At 36.6% G+C, this 17,447-nt stretch carries 21 protein-coding genes and 1 riboswitch; of the genes, 9 read left to right on the top strand and 12 right to left on the bottom strand.

Features of this window, described 5'->3' with window-relative positions:
- Nucleotides 1-153 precede the first annotated feature (153 nt).
- The 3 genes from NIZ91_19445 (at nt 154) to yugI (ending at nt 2,420) form a co-directional block, all read left to right on the top strand.
- The gene (locus NIZ91_19445) at nt 154-654 is read left to right on the top strand and encodes an Lrp/AsnC family transcriptional regulator (GenBank protein USY54852.1); all 501 of its coding nucleotides are present in this window, start codon (nt 154-156) and stop codon (nt 652-654) included.
- Nucleotides 654-1,814 carry an aminotransferase gene (locus NIZ91_19440; protein ID USY54851.1) on the top strand — a complete coding sequence of 387 codons (1,161 nt, stop codon included), beginning with the start codon at nt 654-656 and terminating at the stop codon, nt 1,812-1,814. The genes NIZ91_19445 and NIZ91_19440 overlap by 1 nt, the downstream gene beginning before the upstream one ends.
- Before the next feature lie 207 nt (nt 1,815-2,021).
- The gene (gene yugI, locus NIZ91_19435) at nt 2,022-2,420 is read left to right on the top strand and encodes a S1 domain-containing post-transcriptional regulator GSP13 (GenBank protein ID USY54850.1); all 399 of its coding nucleotides are present in this window, start codon (nt 2,022-2,024) and stop codon (nt 2,418-2,420) included.
- A gap of 40 nt (nt 2,421-2,460) precedes the next feature.
- Here the strand turns inward: yugI and NIZ91_19430 are convergent, their stop codons facing one another.
- Nucleotides 2,461-2,691, bottom strand: a complete 231-nt coding sequence (locus tag NIZ91_19430) for a DUF378 domain-containing protein (GenBank protein ID USY54849.1) — start codon at nt 2,689-2,691, stop codon at nt 2,461-2,463.
- Nucleotides 2,692-2,901: 210 nt separating this feature from the next.
- On the opposite strand from NIZ91_19430, the gene NIZ91_19425 reads away from it, so the two are divergent.
- On the top strand, nt 2,902-4,065 hold the full coding sequence (locus tag NIZ91_19425; protein ID USY54848.1) for an iron-containing alcohol dehydrogenase: 1,164 nt from the start codon (nt 2,902-2,904) through the stop codon (nt 4,063-4,065).
- A gap of 38 nt (nt 4,066-4,103) precedes the next feature.
- Here NIZ91_19425 and mnhG read toward each other — a convergent pair whose 3' ends face one another.
- The 7 genes from mnhG to NIZ91_19390 are packed head-to-tail and all read right to left on the bottom strand — an operon-like array spanning nt 4,104 to nt 9,858.
- Nucleotides 4,104-4,463 carry a monovalent cation/H(+) antiporter subunit G gene (mnhG, locus tag NIZ91_19420; protein ID USY54847.1) on the bottom strand — a complete coding sequence of 120 codons (360 nt, stop codon included), beginning with the start codon at nt 4,461-4,463 and terminating at the stop codon, nt 4,104-4,106.
- A complete protein-coding gene (locus NIZ91_19415; protein ID USY54846.1) occupies nt 4,447-4,731 on the bottom strand; it encodes a Na(+)/H(+) antiporter subunit F1 in 285 nt (94 codons plus the stop codon). Before NIZ91_19415 ends, mnhG begins: the two co-directional genes overlap by 17 nt.
- A gap of 1 nt (nt 4,732) precedes the next feature.
- Nucleotides 4,733-5,209 (bottom strand): Na+/H+ antiporter subunit E, encoded by a 477-nt coding sequence (locus NIZ91_19410; protein USY54845.1) that lies wholly within the window; start codon nt 5,207-5,209, stop codon nt 4,733-4,735.
- A gap of 6 nt (nt 5,210-5,215) precedes the next feature.
- Nucleotides 5,216-6,700, bottom strand: a complete 1,485-nt coding sequence (locus NIZ91_19405) for a Na+/H+ antiporter subunit D (GenBank protein USY54844.1) — start codon at nt 6,698-6,700, stop codon at nt 5,216-5,218.
- The gene (locus NIZ91_19400) at nt 6,690-7,031 is read right to left on the bottom strand and encodes a Na(+)/H(+) antiporter subunit C (GenBank protein ID USY54843.1); all 342 of its coding nucleotides are present in this window, start codon (nt 7,029-7,031) and stop codon (nt 6,690-6,692) included. The genes NIZ91_19405 and NIZ91_19400 overlap by 11 nt, the downstream gene beginning before the upstream one ends.
- Nucleotides 7,031-7,453 carry a Na(+)/H(+) antiporter subunit B gene (locus tag NIZ91_19395; GenBank protein USY54842.1) on the bottom strand — a complete coding sequence of 141 codons (423 nt, stop codon included), beginning with the start codon at nt 7,451-7,453 and terminating at the stop codon, nt 7,031-7,033. The genes NIZ91_19400 and NIZ91_19395 overlap by 1 nt, the downstream gene beginning before the upstream one ends.
- On the bottom strand, nt 7,453-9,858 hold the full coding sequence (locus NIZ91_19390; protein ID USY54841.1) for a Na+/H+ antiporter subunit A: 2,406 nt from the start codon (nt 9,856-9,858) through the stop codon (nt 7,453-7,455). The genes NIZ91_19395 and NIZ91_19390 overlap by 1 nt, the downstream gene beginning before the upstream one ends.
- Nucleotides 9,859-10,134: 276 nt before the next feature.
- Here NIZ91_19390 and NIZ91_19385 point away from each other — a divergent pair, with 276 nt between their 5' ends.
- The 3 genes from NIZ91_19385 to NIZ91_19375 all read left to right on the top strand — a co-directional run bounded on the left by NIZ91_19385 (nt 10,135) and on the right by NIZ91_19375 (nt 12,445).
- Nucleotides 10,135-10,341: a hypothetical protein gene (locus tag NIZ91_19385; protein ID USY54840.1), complete on the top strand. Its 207-nt coding sequence runs from the start codon at nt 10,135-10,137 to the stop codon at nt 10,339-10,341.
- 256 nt (nt 10,342-10,597) lie between these two features.
- Nucleotides 10,598-11,947: a glucose-6-phosphate isomerase gene (locus tag NIZ91_19380; GenBank protein USY54839.1), complete on the top strand. Its 1,350-nt coding sequence runs from the start codon at nt 10,598-10,600 to the stop codon at nt 11,945-11,947.
- Nucleotides 11,948-12,040: 93 nt separating this feature from the next.
- On the top strand, nt 12,041-12,445 hold the full coding sequence (locus NIZ91_19375) for a YugN-like family protein (protein ID USY54838.1): 405 nt from the start codon (nt 12,041-12,043) through the stop codon (nt 12,443-12,445).
- A 20-nt stretch (nt 12,446-12,465) separates the two neighbouring features.
- On the opposite strand, the gene NIZ91_19370 is transcribed toward NIZ91_19375, so the two are convergent.
- The 4 genes from NIZ91_19370 to cdaS form a co-directional block, all read right to left on the bottom strand.
- The gene (locus NIZ91_19370; GenBank protein ID USY54837.1) at nt 12,466-13,242 is read right to left on the bottom strand and encodes a potassium channel family protein; all 777 of its coding nucleotides are present in this window, start codon (nt 13,240-13,242) and stop codon (nt 12,466-12,468) included.
- Nucleotides 13,243-13,308: 66 nt separating this feature from the next.
- The gene (locus NIZ91_19365) at nt 13,309-13,695 is read right to left on the bottom strand and encodes a VOC family protein (GenBank protein ID USY54836.1); all 387 of its coding nucleotides are present in this window, start codon (nt 13,693-13,695) and stop codon (nt 13,309-13,311) included.
- 95 nt (nt 13,696-13,790) lie between these two features.
- Nucleotides 13,791-15,221 carry an alanine:cation symporter family protein gene (locus NIZ91_19360; GenBank protein ID USY54835.1) on the bottom strand — a complete coding sequence of 477 codons (1,431 nt, stop codon included), beginning with the start codon at nt 15,219-15,221 and terminating at the stop codon, nt 13,791-13,793.
- A 209-nt stretch (nt 15,222-15,430) separates the two neighbouring features.
- On the bottom strand, nt 15,431-16,057 hold the full coding sequence (gene cdaS, locus NIZ91_19355) for a sporulation-specific diadenylate cyclase CdaS (protein ID USY54834.1): 627 nt from the start codon (nt 16,055-16,057) through the stop codon (nt 15,431-15,433).
- A 221-nt stretch (nt 16,058-16,278) separates the two neighbouring features.
- A riboswitch (SAM riboswitch) is annotated at nt 16,279-16,385 on the top strand.
- A 104-nt stretch (nt 16,386-16,489) separates the two neighbouring features.
- Here cdaS and NIZ91_19350 point away from each other — a divergent pair.
- Both NIZ91_19350 and NIZ91_19345 read left to right on the top strand, forming a co-directional pair.
- Entirely contained in the window at nt 16,490-16,633 is a 144-nt protein-coding gene (locus tag NIZ91_19350; protein USY54833.1) for a YezD family protein, read from the top strand.
- A 95-nt stretch (nt 16,634-16,728) separates the two neighbouring features.
- Nucleotides 16,729-17,439: a phosphoadenylyl-sulfate reductase gene (locus NIZ91_19345; GenBank protein ID USY54832.1), complete on the top strand. Its 711-nt coding sequence runs from the start codon at nt 16,729-16,731 to the stop codon at nt 17,437-17,439.
- Nucleotides 17,440-17,447 lie beyond the last annotated feature (8 nt).

The following is a 17,447-nucleotide window of genomic DNA, read 5'->3' as shown; positions in this document are numbered from 1 at the left end:
CTTCACTCCAGCAATCTTTTTTAACAGTTTGCCCAGCTATCTTATTTAGTTACATGCAAAATATAGAAGATGAATATGAAATCTCAATGACTTATGAAATTTGTTATAATGTAAAAAGTGAGAATATTTGATCATTTTCAGGAGGTTATTTACATGTTTTTAGATGAAAAAGAATTAGAAATACTTGAGATCTTAGAAAAAAATAGTCGAATCTCAATAGATACAATTGCTAAAATGGTTGACTTACCCCTAGATGAAGCGACGCTTATTGTGAAAAAGTTAGAGCGTGAAAAAGTAATTGTTCAGTATTCTACTGATATCAACTGGCGTCGAGTGGATGGACATGAAGGCGTAACGGCTATGATTGACGTGAAGGTTGCTCCTAAAAGAGGTGTCGGATTTGATGAGATTGCTGAACGAATTTATCGATTTCAAGAAGTTAAATCTGTTTATTTGATGTCTGGAGCTTATGATTTATCTGTTATTATCGAAGGGAAATCAATGTCTGAAGTAGCATTCTTTGTTTCAGAAAAGCTGTCAACATTAGATTCCGTATTGTCCACAACGACGCATTTTATTTTGAAAAAGTACAAACACGACGGAACGATTTATGAACAAGGTGATGAAGACCGTAGAATCGTGGTGTCTCCGTAATGAAAGAACGCTTGTCTAATACAGTACAAGAATTACAACCATCAGGAATTAGACGTTTCTTTGATTTAGCAGCTAGTATGGATAACGTTATCTCCCTTGGTGTTGGAGAACCAGATTTTGTTACATCTTGGTCTGTGCGTGAAGCCAGTATCTTATCCCTTGAAAGAGGCTATACATCCTATACAGCGAACGCAGGCTTGCTTGAGCTTCGTCAAGAATTAATGAACTATATGAAGAAGCAGTTTGGTGTTTCTTATGATTATCAAAATGAGATATTAGTTACAGTTGGAGGTAGCCAAGCATTAGATGTGGCAATGCGTGCTATTATTAATCCTGGGGATGAGATTATTGTGGTAGAGCCAAACTTTGTCTCATATAGTCCGCTTATAACTTTAGCTGGAGGAGTTCCAGTTCCTGTTGAAACAACAGCCGACACGGAATTTAAACTACAGCCAGAACAAATTGAAGCAGTTATTACCAAGAAGACAAAAGCACTGTTGCTTTGTTCTCCCAATAATCCAACAGGTAGTTCATTAACAAAGAAAGAGCTTGAAGCCATTGCTGATATTGTCATAAAACATGATTTGCTGGTGATTACAGATGAAATCTATGCAGAGTTAACCTATGATGAACCATTTACATCGATTGCTTCAATTAGTGAAATGAGAGATAGAACAATTATTGTCTCGGGTTTTTCCAAAGGTTTTGCAATGACAGGTTGGAGATTGGGGTATATTTGTGCCCCGGTAGACTTGTTACAAGCCATGTTGAAAATTCATCAATACACTATGATGTGTGCACCAACAATGGCCCAATACGGGGCAATTGAAGCATTGAAAAACGGGTCACAAGATGTAGAAGAAATGAGAAAAAGTTACAGACGAAGACGAAATTATATGGTCAAATCATTAAATGAAATTCAGCTTTCGTGCCATACACCAGGGGGAGCTTTTTATGTGTTCCCATCCATTAAAAAAACAGGCTTAACTTCTGAACAATTTGCTGAACAGCTTCTCTTAGAAGAGAGGGTGGCAGTCGTGCCTGGTAGCGTTTTTGGATTAGGAGGAGAGGGGCACGTACGCTGTTCTTATGCTTCTTCTATGGAATCTTTAGAAGAAGCTATAAAACGTATTGGCCGTTTCATGCAAAATAAGTTATAATAGAAAGACCATGCTAATGAGCCATGTCAAAAGTTAGCATGGTTTATTTTTTGCGGATAGAATCAATTTTCTATTTATAATTTAAGGGAAATATGGGAAATAATAAAGTATAATAAATATAACTAGTTTTTGATTCAAAACGTGAACTGTGCTATAATTTTAAATTGGCTATAAAGATGAAAATAAAAGGTATTTAGGAGTGTTCATATGTCAAAATTTGAAATCGGTACTGTTACAAAAGGAAAAGTAACGGGCATTCAACCATACGGTGCATTTGTTGCATTAGATGAAGAAACACAAGGTCTAGTTCATATCTCAGAAGTTAAACATGGCTTCGTAAAAGATATCAACGAGCACCTATCAGTTGGAGACGAAGTAAACGTGAAAGTTTTATCAGTAGATGAAGCAACTGGCAAAATTGGTTTATCAATTCGTGCTACAGAGCCTGCTCCAGAAAAAACAGAAGCAGCGCCTAAAAAGCAAGTAGCTAAAAAGCGTCAAGCAACTGTACAACACACTGAGTCTACTCAAGGATTCAACACATTAAAAGAAAAATTAGAAGAGTGGATTGAGCAATCAAACCGCGAAGATCTAATTAAAAAATAATGTTTAAAAAGCGCACTGCATTCTGCAGTGCGCTTTTTTCTTAGTGAGTTGTTCTTGGTTCAGTACGCTCTACTTCCGCAGATGGTTTAAATAATAAGCCTAGGTTAATTAAACCAGCTATTCCTACTAATCCGTATACAATGCGAGAAAGGGCAGCTGATTGTCCACCGAAAATGGCAGCTACTAAATCGAATTGAAAAAATCCAATAAGTCCCCAGTTAATTGCCCCAATAATCGTTAATACTAACGCAAATCGTTGAACACCACTCATTTATTCTCCTCCTTTCTTTTTGTACTCACTCATTAGCTTTAGATGTTTAAGAAAAAATATTCGTGGAAAGAACCAAAGGTGAACATAGGAAAAAACGTCAGATAAATGAAGAGTGAAAAAAAGGGTTTTCGGAAATAATCTGTGAGAAGTCACTTTGCTTTACATCTTATATATCGTTGTTCATAATGATGATTGTCAGGAGGTTTTTTTATGAAAAATTTCACTTTTTACAACCCAACAAAATTAATTTTTGGTAAAGGTCAATTAGAACAATTAAAAACAGAAGCAGCTCGCTTCGGTAAAAAAATATTAGTCGTATACGGTGGCGGAAGCATTAAGCGAAACGGTTTATATGACCAAGTAATGAATGAATTAAAAGAAATTAATGCAGAAGTATATGAATTAGCAGGTGTTGAACCTAACCCTCGTTTAACAACTGTAAAACGCGGAATTTCACTTTGCAAAGAACATGATATCGAGTTTTTATTAGCAGTAGGCGGAGGAAGCGTAATCGATTGCACTAAAGCGATTGCGGCTGGAGCAAAATATGATGGCGATGTGTGGGATATTATTAATCGTGATGCTGTAGCAAAAGAGGCTCTTCCTTTTGGAACAGTTTTAACTCTAGCAGCAACAGGGTCAGAAATGAATGCCGGTTCTGTTATTACAAACTGGGAAACAAATGAAAAATACGGATGGGGCAGCCCTGCTACATACCCGCAGTTTTCTATTTTAGATCCTGTTAACACATTTACAGTACCACAAAATCAAACTGTTTACGGTATGGTTGATATGATGAGTCACGTGTTTGAACAGTATTTTCACGATGCAACAAATACACCGCTTCAAGATCGTATGTGTGAAGGGGTTCTACGCACTGTCATTGAAACAGGTCCAAAATTAATAAATGATCTTGAAAATTATGAACTTCGTGAAACCATTTTATATAACGGTACAATCGCTTTAAATGGCATGTTACAAATGGGGCACCAAGGTGACTGGGCAAGTCATAACATCGAGCATGCAGTATCGGCTGTATATGATATCCCTCATGCAGGTGGTTTGGCTATCTTATTTCCAAATTGGATGAAGCATGTGATGGATGAAAATGTAGAACGCTTTAAGCAAATGGCTGTACGCGTATTCGACGTTGATACAGAAGGTAAAACAGATAAAGAAGTCGCTCTAGAAGGTGTTGATAAGCTTCGTGAATTCTGGTCAAGCTTAGGTGCTCCAACGCGCTTAGCTGATTATGAAATCGGTGAAGATAAATTAGACCTTATGGCTGATCGTGCAATGGCGAAAGGTGAATTTGGTCGCTTTAAAAAGCTAAATCGCGATGATGTAATGGCAATCTTACGCGCTTCTTTATAATAGAAAATGCCCTGTGCTGACTAGCACAGGGCATTTTTTTATTCAGACATGCTTCGTTTTTTTTGCTTGTCTTTTAGGTCGTCTCGAACAGTACCTTTCCAAACTGGAGATCCACTGTAATAAGCAGCTCTTCCTAATAGATGTCCGGCAACTGGCGATGTAATAAATACAAAAACAATACCTAATAATAGCTGTCCGTTAATAGAACCGTCCTTAATCCAGAAAAATAGTAAACACCCTACCAGGATAAGCAGTACACCAAGCGTAGCGCTTTTAGAAGCCGCGTGGCTTCGTGTATAGGTGTCAGGTAGCCTAATGAGGCCAATCATTGTAACAACAGTCAACAGAGCGCCCATTAGAATAATAATACCGATAATTAAATCACTGATCGCGGTCATATTCAATAATCGCTCCTTTTTCTAAAAACTTACCAAATGCAACAGTACCAACAAAAGCGATAATTCCGATTAAAAGAATTACTTCTACAAATGATGTTGTACGTAGCATAATAGATAAGATGGCCGTAACGGCTATAATGTTAATACCAATTGCATCTAAAGCCATAGCGCGGTCACCCGTTGTAGGGCCTTTAACGATGCGGTATACAAAACCAATCGTTGAAATTGAAATTAAAAGAAGCGATAGATTTAGCAACATTTCTAGCATATTAGCGGCTCACCTCCATAATAGCTTTTTCAAATGAATGTTGAATATCCTTAATTACCTCATCAATGTCATCCACGTTCATCGCATGAATATAGAGCGTGGAGTTATCGTCTGAAACATCAATTACTACTGTTCCAGGCGTTAAGGTAATCAGTAGTGAGAGAGTGGTAATCTCCCAATCTTTTTCAAGCTTCGTTGGCATGGCAAAGATTGCCGGCTTTATATTTAATTTCGGACGCAACACGTCTTGAATAACCGCAATATTTGCTTTAAATAGCTCGACGAGAAAGATAAGAAGCAGCTTAATAACCGCAAATATTTTCTCTAGATAAAACCTTTGCGGGAAAAATCTTCGAAGGACAAACAGCATAACTGCTCCCCAAAAGAAACCAATAAGGAAAGAAGGCCCTGTCCAAATACCTCTTAAAAACATCCATGTAACGGCAATTACTACGTTTAATAATAGTTGAAATGACATGCAGATCTACTCCTTTAACACCGATTCGATATAAATAGAAGGGTCCATGAGTGTTTCAGCTGCCATTGAAATATAAGGGAATACAACCTCCGCACCTAATCCTAAGAACACTGAGATCGCAAGTAGAATAGCTGCTGGATACAGCATTCCTTTTGTAGACCCTTTTTCTTGCTCCTCGGTTAATTTTGGTGCGCGCCAGAAGCAGTTCATAAAGATCTTCATCGCAGAATATAACACCATTAAGCTTGATACAAGCAATACCGTAACAAACGTATAGCTCTGTGATTCTAGTCCACCTTGGACAAGAAGAAATTTACCAACAAACCCACTTAGCGGAGGTATACCAGCTAGCGAAACGACAGCCACAAAAAACATCCATCCCAACTTAGGGTGCCGCTTAATTAATCCGCCCATCTCTTTTAGCTTAGCTGTCCCTGTAATAGCAACGATGGCTCCGCCTAATAAAAACAGTGCCGCTTTGATGACCATATCGTGAATCAAGTAATAGATTGCACCTTCGATTCCGGCCTGAGTTGTTAAAGTGATACCGTATACGATAACACCAACTGCAATGACAATATTATAGATTAAAATCTTATTCATATCGTTATAAGCAATAGCGCCCACTGTACCGATGACGATTGTTAGCAGCGCCGTATAGCCAATAAGTTGATGAGTGACCTCAGGCTGATGATAAAAAATTAGCGTGAATGTACGGAAGATAGAATAAATTCCAACCTTAGTTAATAGTGCACCAAAAAGGGCTGTGACAACGGGAGGTGGTGCATTGTAGGCACTAGGTAACCAAAAATACATTGGGAATAATGCGGCTTTTAGACCGAACACAATAAAGAATAAAATCCCAATTGTTGTCAAAATCCCAGGTTGATTAACTTCCGCAACCTTTTGTGATAAATCAGCCATATTGAGGGTACCTGTAACAGAATATAGATACGCTACAGCTATAACAAATAAAGCAGAAGAAATAACGTTAATGAGTATATACTTTAACGATTCTCTAAGTTGTGCTCGTGTACCTCCGATCACAATTAAAGCGTATGAAGACATTAACATTACTTCAAAGAAAACGAACAAGTTGAAGATATCTCCAGTTAAAAAGGCGCCAAATACTCCGACCATTAAGAAATGAACGAGTGGATAGAAATAGAATCGTTCTCGTTTTTCCCCGATTGAGCGAAAAGCAAATAGTATACAGCAAAGTGCAACAATGCTTGCTGTTAATACAAGTAAAGCAGCTAACATATCAGCAACTAAAATAATTCCAAACGGAGGTTCCCAGTTCCCAAGTTTATGAGTTAGAACTCCGTTTTTATATACAAGTTGTACTAAATACGCTGCAAATCCAGTTGTAGCAATTAATGATATCGTACTGATTATCCTTTGAAGTTTAATATTGTCTTTGAAAAATATAAGCACAACACCTACAACAAACGGGATAAGCAGCGGAATGATTACAAAATTATTCATCATTTTCATGTCCCCTTAACTTGTCCATATCGTCTGTTCCAAGTTCTTGATACGCACGATAAGCTAATACAAGAAAGAAGGATGTAACCCCAAAGCTAATAACAATTGCTGTTAAAATTAATGCTTGTGGTAGGGGGTCTGTGTAAGCAGGAGCATTTTCACCAAGTAAAGGAACTGTTCCTGCTTTCAATCCTCCCATGGTTAGTACTAGCAGATGCACGCCATGACTTAGTATTCCTGTCCCAATAATTATGCGCAATATACTGCGAGATAACATCAGGTAGACGGCTACTGTAAATAAAATCCCTGATACAATTGACATTAATATTTCCATTATTCACTCTCTCCAATCGTTTGAATAATGGTCATCGTAACACCCACAACTACTAGATAAACACCGAGGTCAAATAAGACAACCGTCGCTAAAGCTGTTTTACCTAATATAGGAAGGTAAAAATAGTCAAATGTGTGAGTTAGGAAAGGAACTTTAAAAATAAAAGCTCCTAATCCTGTTAATATTGCTAAAAGCAACCCCGATGCTGCTACTTTTTTATGATCAAACGGAATTACTTTAGATACCGTTTTTATATCAAATGCTATTAGTAGCAAAACAAGAGCAGCTGCAGTCGTAAGACCTCCTATAAATCCTCCGCCTGGTGTGTAATGACCTGCAAAGAAAAGGTGAATAGCAAAAATGATAATGATAAACGTTACGACTTTAGTCGTTGTTTGCAAAATTAAATCATTTTTTTTCATTATCTATTTTCCTCCTTTGCTAAGCGTAATCTAATCATGCTGTAAATTCCAAGCGCGGCAATACATAGTACAGCAATTTCAAATAACGTATCAAAACCACGGAAATCAACGAGAATAACGTTAACCATATTTTCTCCACCGGCTTCTTTGTAGCTATTGTTAATAAAGTATTGTGAAATTGAATCGAATAGCTTTGTGCTACTAGATGCAATTCCAACCAGCGTTACCGTGACTCCTACGAGTAAAGCGATAATCAAGTTTGGTAAATGGAATTTAACTCGTACTTTTTTCGGTTTAAATTCCGGTAGGTGATAGAAACACAGTAAAAACAATGCAACAGATACTGTTTCAATTACTAGCTGTGTTAATGCTAAATCAGGTGCTCTAAATAACACGAAGAACAGAGCAAGGGTGTAGCCAACAACACCTAATGAAATGATTGCTGTTAGACGTGACTTTGCAAAAACTGTTGTAATAGCTCCTAGAACCATAATTACAGCTAGGATTGCTTCATAAATACCGATATCCGCCATATTACTAGTGTCTACTTTAAATCCACCTTGTGTAAATAAAGTGATTAAAATAGCAGTACTAATAAAGGCGAAGATAACCAATAAATAGTCACGAATAAAGCCTGTCATCATAAATTTCATAATTCCATTTGATCCCTTTTCCATACCGGCTAATCCGTTATTATACGCATTGTTTAACGTAATAGACTCAGGGAACAAGTGATAGATTTTCGTCCATTTGTGTAAGGTTAAGAATAATAGTATACCTACAGCAATGACACCAATTGTCATAAAGAGTTCAGGCGTAAAGCCATGCCAAAATGTAATGTGAACATGGAACTGTTCACCAGCATCTAGCAAGCTTGGCGCAACTGAAGCCATGGTAGGTTCAATAATGCTAGACTCTAATATATTTGGAAATAATCCAAAAATAACGACCAGTGAAGCTAAAATAACAGGTGAAATTAACATACCTACAGGAGCTTCATGTGGTTTTTTCTCTAATTTTTCAGGTTGGTATTTACCGGTAAATGTTTTAAATACCAAAATCATGCTGTAAACAAACGTGAATATACTTGCAATCCAAGCAACAACAGGGAACAAAATTCCCCATGTTTCCATGTTGTAAATATCCATCTTTGTAACGTTGACCATTCCCGTAAAGAACATTTCTTTACTTAGAAATCCATTAAAAGGTGGAAGACCAGCCATTGCAAATCCACCAATTACTGCAATTGTGAATGTTACTGGCATAAGGGTCATTAGCCCGCCTAGCTTGCGAATATCACGTGTTCCCGTTTCATGATCCACAATCCCAACAACCATAAATAGACTACCTTTAAATGTAGCGTGGTTAATAAGGTGGAATACAGCTGCTGTGATTGCGACAACATAAATGTTATCGTCTAAGAATTCATAGTGTAAAGCTGCACTTCCTACACCAAGCAATGACATAATCATTCCAAGCTGACTGATTGTTGAGAAAGCTAGGATTCCTTTTAAGTCTGTCTGCTTTACAGCCGAGAAAGAGCCCCAGAAAAGGGTTATAATCCCAACAGTTGATACGAGCGTAAACCACACTGCGTGATCTGCAAAAACCGGACTTAGTCGTGCAACTAGGTAAATACCAGCTTTAACCATTGTTGCAGAGTGTAGATAAGCACTAACAGGTGTTGGTGCTTCCATTGCATCTGGTAACCAGATGTGGAATGGGAATTGTGCAGATTTCGTAAAGGCACCAAGCAAAACAAGAATCATTGCGGGGATAAAGAGTGAACTTGACGTGACAACATCTAAGTTTGCGACAATTTCTCTAATACTAAATGTACCGCTTGGAATTGATAGTAATACGATTCCTGCTAATAAAGCCAAGCCACCAAAAACGGTAATAAGCATTGACTTTTGAGCTCCATAGCGTGACTTCTCTCGTTGATACCAATAGCCAATCAGTAGGAAGGACGAAAGACTTGTTAATTCCCAAAAGCTATAAAGAACAATTAGGTTATCAGACAAGACCACTCCAAGCATAGCTCCCATAAACATTAAGAGATATACATAAAAGGTATGAAGTGACTCTTTCGTTTTTGATAGATAGTAGATGGAATACAGGACAACTAGCGTTCCAATCCCTGTAATTAGCAAAGCAAATAATAAGCCCAGTCCATCAATATAAGCATCAAAATTAATCCCTAAGCTAGGTATCCATTTCAATGAATATAAATACGAATTTCCGTTTGCAACCCCGCTTATATACTTCGTAAAGTAAATGAACAGCACAAGCGGTAATGGCAACACAAACCACCCTGTATGAATCTGTTTAAATGATTTATACAGAAGTGGAATAAGGAATGCTAATAAGAATGGTGAGATGATCACCAGATGTAACCAAGACAAAACACAAACCTCCTTGTGACATCCAATAGATTAGATTTTCTATGAATGATTATATAATACTTTAACAGTGCGTGCATCCTTGCTACTCAGTAGTATCAACGTTTTTTACCTGTCTTATTAAATAAATAGAAACTCGTCCACACAACCGTAAAAAAATTTTTTTTTTGAATAAAACTCGTCGAGTTTTGTCACCCTAATAGTGAGGTGATAAATGTGTATCTCAGACAAATTATAGCGAGTGGCTCAATATTTGGAATTTTAGTCACTGGAGGGTATATGGTGAATAATCATCTAACGGTTAAAGAACAGCAAAAGTTCAACATGTCTCCGGTTCAATATGAACAAATGTCTACATCCGCTGATACGGCTATTATTGAAAGGCCGGTTGAGCTACCAACTTATAAGCCAAGAGAATATGTAAAGATTGGGGCAACCAATTATGTCATTTCTGAAGGGAAATCAATTCTTGAAGAAAATGAATAAATATTGAATAGGGAAGAATTGAAAACGGTTTTAAGAATACGCTCTTTAAACCGTTTTTTATTGTGATGAAAAATGGTATTATGAAAAGCAAAAATCTTCTATTAGAAGGTTGTTTTATGAAAGAGAAAAAGTGTATAGTGAAAAAAGAATTGTAAAAGACTGAGGTAACAACATTTTTATTGATGTCTTTTACTTGAATTCATGGCATCCTTTCGATAAAGTGGAGGGAAAGAACAATTTAATGGAGGAAAAGAATATGACACATGTTCGTTTTGATTATTCAAATGCTTTATCTTTCTTTGGTGAACACGAACTTACATACCTTCGCGATGCTGTTAAAGTAGCGCATCATTCAATTCATGAAAAAACAGGGGCAGGTAACGACTTTCTAGGATGGGTAGACCTACCAACTAACTATGATAAAGAAGAGTTTGCTCGCATTCAAAAAAGTGCTGAAAAAATTAAAAGTGATTCAGATGTTTTAATTGTAATTGGAATTGGTGGTTCTTATCTAGGAGCACGCGCTGCAATTGAAATGCTACAACACTCATTTTACAACACGCTATCAAAAGAACAGCGCAAAACTCCACAAGTAATTTTTGCTGGAAATAATATTAGCTCAACATACATGAAAGACTTAATGGATGTCCTGCAAGATAAAGATTTTTCTATCAATGTTATTTCAAAATCAGGTACTACAACAGAACCTGCTATCGCTTTCCGTATTTTCCGTAAACTATTAGAAGAGAAATATGGTAAAGAAGAAGCACGTGGACGTATTTATGCTACAACAGATAAAGCACGTGGAGCATTAAAAACGCTAGCGGATGAAGAAGGATATGAAACATTTGTTATTCCTGATGATGTTGGGGGACGTTATTCTGTTTTAACAGCAGTAGGTCTTTTACCGATTGCAGCTGCTGGTTTAAATATTGAAGATATGATGAAAGGTGCAGCAGCAGCACAAAATGATTTTGCAGCTTCTGAACTTGAGCAAAACCCTGCATATCAATATGCAGTTGCTCGAAACGTTCTTTACAATAAAGGTAAAACAATTGAAATGCTAATTAACTATGAGCCAGCTCTTCAATACTTTGCAGAATGGTGGAAACAGTTATTTGGCGAAAGTGAAGGAAAAGACCAAAAAGGTATTTACCCTTCTTCAGCAAACTTCTCTACTGATCTTCACTCATTAGGGCAATATGTACAAGAGGGTCGCCGTGACTTATTCGAAACAATTGTACAAGTAGAAAAGTCGCGCCATGAGTTAACAATTGAGTCTGATGCAGCAGATTTAGACGGCTTAAACTACTTAGCTGGTGAAACAGTTGATTTCGTAAATAAAAAGGCGTTCCAAGGCACAATGCTTGCTCATACTGATGGTGGTGTACCAAACTTAGTTGTAAGCATTCCAGCTTTAGATGAGTATACGTTTGGCTATTTAGTATACTTCTTCGAGAAAGCTTGTGCGATAAGCGGCTACTTATTAGGTGTAAATCCATTTGATCAGCCTGGTGTAGAAGCATACAAGGTAAATATGTTTGCACTTCTTGGTAAACCAGGGTTTGAAGAGAAAAAAGCAGAGTTAGAAAAACGCTTAAAATAATGTAGCAAGTAAAAGTGCGGAATTCATTTCCGCACTTTTTTTGTGGATAATTTATAGTGAAAAGGAGATGTTAACAAATGAGGAGGCGAGGTAATGATTGAATTAGCTTCAAAATTAGAAGGCGAACTATTTAAACTATACGTGTTGGAACAAACATTAAAACCGTTAGGATACGTTATAGGAGGAAACTGGGATTACGATCACGGTTTTTTTGATTATAAGATAAATGATGAAGTTGGATATCAGTTTTTACGAATTCCCTTTCAAGCTATGGATGGTCAGCTAGATTCACAAGGGACAACAGTTCAAATTGGAAAGCCCTATTTGCTTTCACACAAATATCAAATTGGGCTAGATGATAATGTTCACGTAGGAAATGCTAATGCATCCTTTAACCAATTTGCAGAGCCTCAGGACCCAGATGCACAATTTCCTGAAGAATACATTTCGTTAGGAAAAGAACTGTTAAAAGAAGCAGAAGCAGCCTTACAAAGCTAAAAGAAGATAGCAGACGCTCATTACTCTTTTAGCTTTGTAACAAAAATATTCTCATGCATTAATTGGCTGATGATTTCATTCGTTTTAATAATTTCATTAACCCCAATTGTTTCTGCATTCCGGATATGCTTTTCAGTTAAAAGCTCAGCAATGAGATAGACGGAAGGATGAACGCCTTTAATTGCTACTAGTGTCACAATTGTTTGCATATCAGCTTGTTCTTCTGTTGTATGTTGGTCAGCAGTAATTAATACTTTTTTGGCGTTTGAAAGATTGGCTAAGGATAACGTATTAGAATCAGAAGCGCTGCCTTTAATGAAGTGTAATCTGTCACAAATCATTGGGTTTTTCTTTAGGCTACTATCAATTAAGACAATAACTTCTTCGTGAAAAGCCTTCTTATATTCTTCAATAACCAATCTAGCTCTTTCATTCCAGCCAATAATAATAAGGTGACCTTTACCTAAAAACTTTAAATTTCCTTCTAGATAGGCGTTTTCCTTTGACACTGCGATTGTAGCTAGTGAGACAAAATAGGTAGTAATAAAACCTGTACCAATCAAAATTAAAAGCATAGCAATTAACTTACCAATAACCGTGTCGGGTACAAAATCTCCATAGCCAATTGTTGAAATGGTAATGACTACCCACCAAATCCCATCAAAAACTGTAGAAAAGGTTTGCGGTTCAGTTATATGCATAATAGTGCCAAATAAAATAACTAAGCACGTAATAATAAATAGTAAACGTGTTATGACAGAACGGCGAAAAAAACGAAACAGAAGCCAATCGACCATAAAAAAACCTCCAAGCATAAGGGTCTAGTTACTAGTATGACCAACTTATGAAAGAGGTATAAGAACTTATCTTGTTTTTACTTCCATATATTCAATCCATTCACCGTCAGGCCCGTAAAAGAACAAATATTTTGCCCCGTTAGGCAACGTCACAATTTCTTCGTCTACAAAGGAAACGTTAAGTTTCTTTAAGCGAGAACGCTCTGCTTCAATATCATCTACTGTCAGTGCAAAGTGGTGAACTTTCCCTTCTGCTGGTAGAGTAGAGTTATATCCTTCAATTAATTCAACAATGATGTTGTTGTCTATTCCTAAAAAAGCTAGCTTTAAAGAAGGATCTGTATGTGGAAACTTGTCTAAAAGTTCTAATCCAACAATTTCTGTATAAAATGTAATCGATTTTTGAATGTCTTTTACCTGAATACCTACGTGCTCAAACCCTAGAATTGCCATAAATTATCACCTTTTCTTATTAGTTTCTGTATGATAGTTTAAATTTTCTGTTAAATATAGTCAAATAAGAAAGCAGCATAATAGCTGCTTTTTTATTATTTATCGATTTCTCGAGAACGCTCCCAGAAATCTAAATTATCTAACCCTTTAACAGAATCTTTATAGAAAACCGGATCTTTTCCTGCTTTACGCTGAGATAGGTAATCGTTCAGGACTGCAATTGCCACCTTACCTAATAAAATAATTGCAACTAAGTTTGTAATTGCCATTAGAGCCATAAATAAGTCTGCAAGTCCCCAAACAACGCCCAAGCTTGCAACTGAACCGAATAATACCATTAAGATAACGCCGAATCGGTAAAGGTTTAACCAAATTTTATTTGATGTTAAAAATTCAATGTTTGTTTCTCCATAATAATAGTTAGCTACTAATGAGCTGAATGCAAACATAAATAAAATGATAGCAATGAATTGAACAGCCCATCCACCGATATGTGTACTTAACGCAACTTGAGTCAATTGAATTCCTTCAAGTCCAGGCGTTGCGTATGCACCAGATAATAACACGATGAATGCAGTACAGCTACAAATGATTAGCGTGTCGTTAAAGACAGCTAAAGCTTGAATGAAACCTTGTTTAGCCGGGTGACTAACAGATGCCGCTGCGGCCGCGTTAGGTGCACTACCCATACCAGCTTCGTTAGAGAACAATCCACGCTTGATACCATTCATGATGGCAGCACCGACAGCACCGGCAAATGCTTCTTCAAATCCAAAAGCGCTTTTTATAATTAATGCAATCATATGTGGAATTTCTGTAATATTAATAGCTAGAACCACTAATGCTAATCCAATATATACAACGGCCATTACTACTACAATTAATTCTGATGCTTTGGCTACTCGTTTAATACCACCAAAAATGAGAACACCCACAATGGCTGTAACGACAATACCAACAATTAAGCGATCAACGCCAAAAGCTTCTTCGAATGCAAGTGAAATCGTGTTTGCTTGTACAGAGTTAAAAACTAATCCGAATGAAATGGTGATTAAGATAGAAAACAAAACGCCCATCCAACGTTTGTTTAAACCTTTTTCCATGTAATAAGCAGGACCACCACGAAATCCGTCTTTATCTTTTACTTTATAAACTTGAGCAAGTGTACTTTCAATAAAAGCTGATGCTGATCCAACTAAAGCAACAACCCACATCCAAAATACTGCTCCAGGTCCCCCGAGAGCAATTGCAGAAGCAACACCGGCAAGGTTTCCAGTACCTACACGAGCTGCTGTACTAATAGCAAAAGCTTGAAAGGATGTAATTCCTTTTTTATCGCTTCCGTCGGTCTTAGCGCCTTCACCTAACAAGCGAACCATTTCTTTGAACTGACTAAATTGAACGAATTTTGTACGAATTGTAAAATATAATCCAACTAATAAAAGAAGCGCAATCAATATGTAAGTCCATAAAAAATTATTGGCCTCATTCACAAAGTTGCTGAATAGAGTCGATATGGTTTCCATCCTAAAAGTTCTCTCCCTTAATTAATGATTAACCTTAGCTGTTCATAAAAAGTGTCATTTTAATAATGATTTTTCAAATGTGTAAGGTTTTCTGACATTAGTGATTATAGCGCGTTAGACGTATAAAAGGCAACCTGTAATAAGTTTTTTTTATCGTTTAATCTCTTTTTTTATAACTATAAGGTATGATGTCAGACAGGTGCAGCCGCTTACAAATTATTTTTACTGGAATGAATTGGATATAAACTTCCATCTAAAGCAAAAGAGATTCGACCGCTTTCTTCCGATACTACTAAGATAAGTGCGTCGCATTGTTCAGACATGCCAAGAGCGGCACGGTGACGTGTTCCAAGTTTTTTTTGCAGTACCTTTGTGGAGAGTGGTAATACGTTAGCTGCTGAAATGATTTGATTCTTTCTAATTACAACGGCACCATCATGCAATGGATTTCCAGGATAAAAGATGGTTTCAACGAGCGTCGAGGTAACAGGAGCATGGATAGGAATTCCTTTTTGAATTAGATGCTCCACGGAGTCATCCCTCTCAATAACCATTAAGGCTCCGTGATGTTTCTCAGATAAATTATGTATCGCGAGTGAAAGAGCTGCGTATTCGTGAGTATAAGGAGACAAGTAGTGTCTTAAATAATAAGATGCAGCTGTGGACTGGACGCTTTGAAATAATTTTCGTAAGTCTTCAAAATCACATAAAACACAGTGGTCACTGCTTTCTAGATGTTGCTGAATTTTCATTGCTTCCGCTGCTATTTGATTTAAATGATCTTGTAAACTTTGTTTGATTACATCATCTAATTGAAAAGAGTGACTTTCTATCATTGAACATAGCTCCAATCTAAAATAATCATTATGTTTTAATGTGTACGAAAGATATAAATCTATACTATAGGGATTTGAGTTAAGAGTGACGCCCAAAAAAACTGTGCATATAATAAAAAAATAATAGATATTTCTGTTAATTTAAAGTATAGTTTTCTTATCGGATAAATAATTTTTTTGTTGTTGACAAATATTCTAAATATGCTAAAATTTTTAAAAAATACTTATCCAGAGTGGTGGAGGGAACTGGCCCTTTGAAACCCAGCAACCTGCACATTGTGCAAGGTGCTAACTCCAACAAAATGATTTTCATTTTGAAAGATAAGGTGAATTTGTTGCCTAATCAGTCTTTCAAGTGTGAAAGACTTTTTATTTTTTATGAAAAAACAGAAGCCTGTTGAATATATTGTTAACAAATAAGGAGGGACTGTGATGGCACAAAACTCTGACTTAAATTCTGTTTTTGCAAGTGTAGAAAAAATGCTAAGCGACATGAAGTTTGGTTCAATCACGCTTGTGGTTCAAGATGGGAAAGTAGTTCAACTTGAGAAAAATGAAAAAGTAAGAATTAAATAAATAGCTGACTAGACAAACTAGAGGCGGTTTTATCCTTCACCACTGGGATAAAACCGTCTTTTTTGATTGGATAACAAAGTATTGGAGTGAAAATCATGAGTGTATATACGTATGAGAATTGGCCAAATCAATTTCCAAATTTTGATGAGCAAGATGAAACAAAAGGAGCTTTAAAGGCTTTAGAGTGGGCATATAACCACTACGGTGATTCTCTTATTTATGCATCTAGCTTTGGAATTGAAGGAATTGTATTAATTGATTTAATTTCAAAAGTGAAAAAAGATGCGCATATTGTTTTTTTAGATACAGGTGTTCATTTTAAAGAAACGTACGAAGTTATTGAAGCAATTAAAGCGAAATTTCCAGACTTACGTATCCAAATGAAAAAACCTAACCTATCGCTACAAGAGCAAGCTGAAAAGCATGGTGATGAGCTTTGGAAAACTGAGCCTAACCTATGCTGTCAAATTAGAAAGATTATCCCCTTAAAAGAATCACTTGCGCCTTATGATGCTTGGATCTCAGGGTTAAGAAGAGAACAGTCTGAGTCAAGAAGTAAAACAGAATTCTTTAATAAGGATGAGAAATTTAAGAAGGTTAAAGTTTGTCCATTAATTCACTGGTCTTGGAAAGAGATTTGGCGATATGTATATAAGCATAACTTGCCTTATAACAAGCTTCACGATCAAGGATATCCAAGCATTGGGTGTGAGCCCTGTACGCTACCTGCCTATAACATGGATGATTTGCGATCTGGAAGATGGGCAGGTACTAAGAAAGTAGAATGTGGCTTACATGAATCTTAAATGAAAGA

The sequence above is a fragment of the Bacillus sp. 1780r2a1 genome (genome assembly GCA_024134725.1).
Lineage (GTDB): Bacteria > Bacillota > Bacilli > Bacillales > Bacillaceae_H > Priestia > Priestia aryabhattai_A.
Note: the sequence above shows the minus strand (reverse complement) of the source record. Positions and strands in the feature narration are given on the sequence as shown.

Coding starts and splice junctions, on each gene's coding strand:
- NIZ91_19445 (USY54852.1), top strand. CDS start 154: ATGTTTTTAGATGAAAAAGAATTAGAAATACTTGAGATCTTAGAAAAA.
- NIZ91_19440 (USY54851.1), top strand. CDS start 654: ATGAAAGAACGCTTGTCTAATACAGTACAAGAATTACAACCATCAGGA.
- yugI (USY54850.1), top strand. CDS start 2,022: ATGTCAAAATTTGAAATCGGTACTGTTACAAAAGGAAAAGTAACGGGC.
- NIZ91_19430 (USY54849.1), bottom strand. CDS start 2,691: ATGAGTGGTGTTCAACGATTTGCGTTAGTATTAACGATTATTGGGGCA.
- NIZ91_19425 (USY54848.1), top strand. CDS start 2,902: ATGAAAAATTTCACTTTTTACAACCCAACAAAATTAATTTTTGGTAAA.
- mnhG (USY54847.1), bottom strand. CDS start 4,463: ATGACCGCGATCAGTGATTTAATTATCGGTATTATTATTCTAATGGGC.
- NIZ91_19415 (USY54846.1), bottom strand. CDS start 4,731: ATGCTAGAAATGTTGCTAAATCTATCGCTTCTTTTAATTTCAATTTCA.
- NIZ91_19410 (USY54845.1), bottom strand. CDS start 5,209: ATGTCATTTCAACTATTATTAAACGTAGTAATTGCCGTTACATGGATG.
- NIZ91_19405 (USY54844.1), bottom strand. CDS start 6,700: ATGATGAATAATTTTGTAATCATTCCGCTGCTTATCCCGTTTGTTGTA.
- NIZ91_19400 (USY54843.1), bottom strand. CDS start 7,031: ATGGAAATATTAATGTCAATTGTATCAGGGATTTTATTTACAGTAGCC.
- NIZ91_19395 (USY54842.1), bottom strand. CDS start 7,453: ATGAAAAAAAATGATTTAATTTTGCAAACAACGACTAAAGTCGTAACG.
- NIZ91_19385 (USY54840.1), top strand. CDS start 10,135: ATGGTGAATAATCATCTAACGGTTAAAGAACAGCAAAAGTTCAACATG.
- NIZ91_19380 (USY54839.1), top strand. CDS start 10,598: ATGACACATGTTCGTTTTGATTATTCAAATGCTTTATCTTTCTTTGGT.
- NIZ91_19375 (USY54838.1), top strand. CDS start 12,041: ATGATTGAATTAGCTTCAAAATTAGAAGGCGAACTATTTAAACTATAC.
- NIZ91_19370 (USY54837.1), bottom strand. CDS start 13,242: ATGGTCGATTGGCTTCTGTTTCGTTTTTTTCGCCGTTCTGTCATAACA.
- NIZ91_19365 (USY54836.1), bottom strand. CDS start 13,695: ATGGCAATTCTAGGGTTTGAGCACGTAGGTATTCAGGTAAAAGACATT.
- NIZ91_19360 (USY54835.1), bottom strand. CDS start 15,221: ATGGAAACCATATCGACTCTATTCAGCAACTTTGTGAATGAGGCCAAT.
- cdaS (USY54834.1), bottom strand. CDS start 16,057: ATGATAGAAAGTCACTCTTTTCAATTAGATGATGTAATCAAACAAAGT.
- NIZ91_19350 (USY54833.1), top strand. CDS start 16,490: ATGGCACAAAACTCTGACTTAAATTCTGTTTTTGCAAGTGTAGAAAAA.
- NIZ91_19345 (USY54832.1), top strand. CDS start 16,729: ATGAGTGTATATACGTATGAGAATTGGCCAAATCAATTTCCAAATTTT.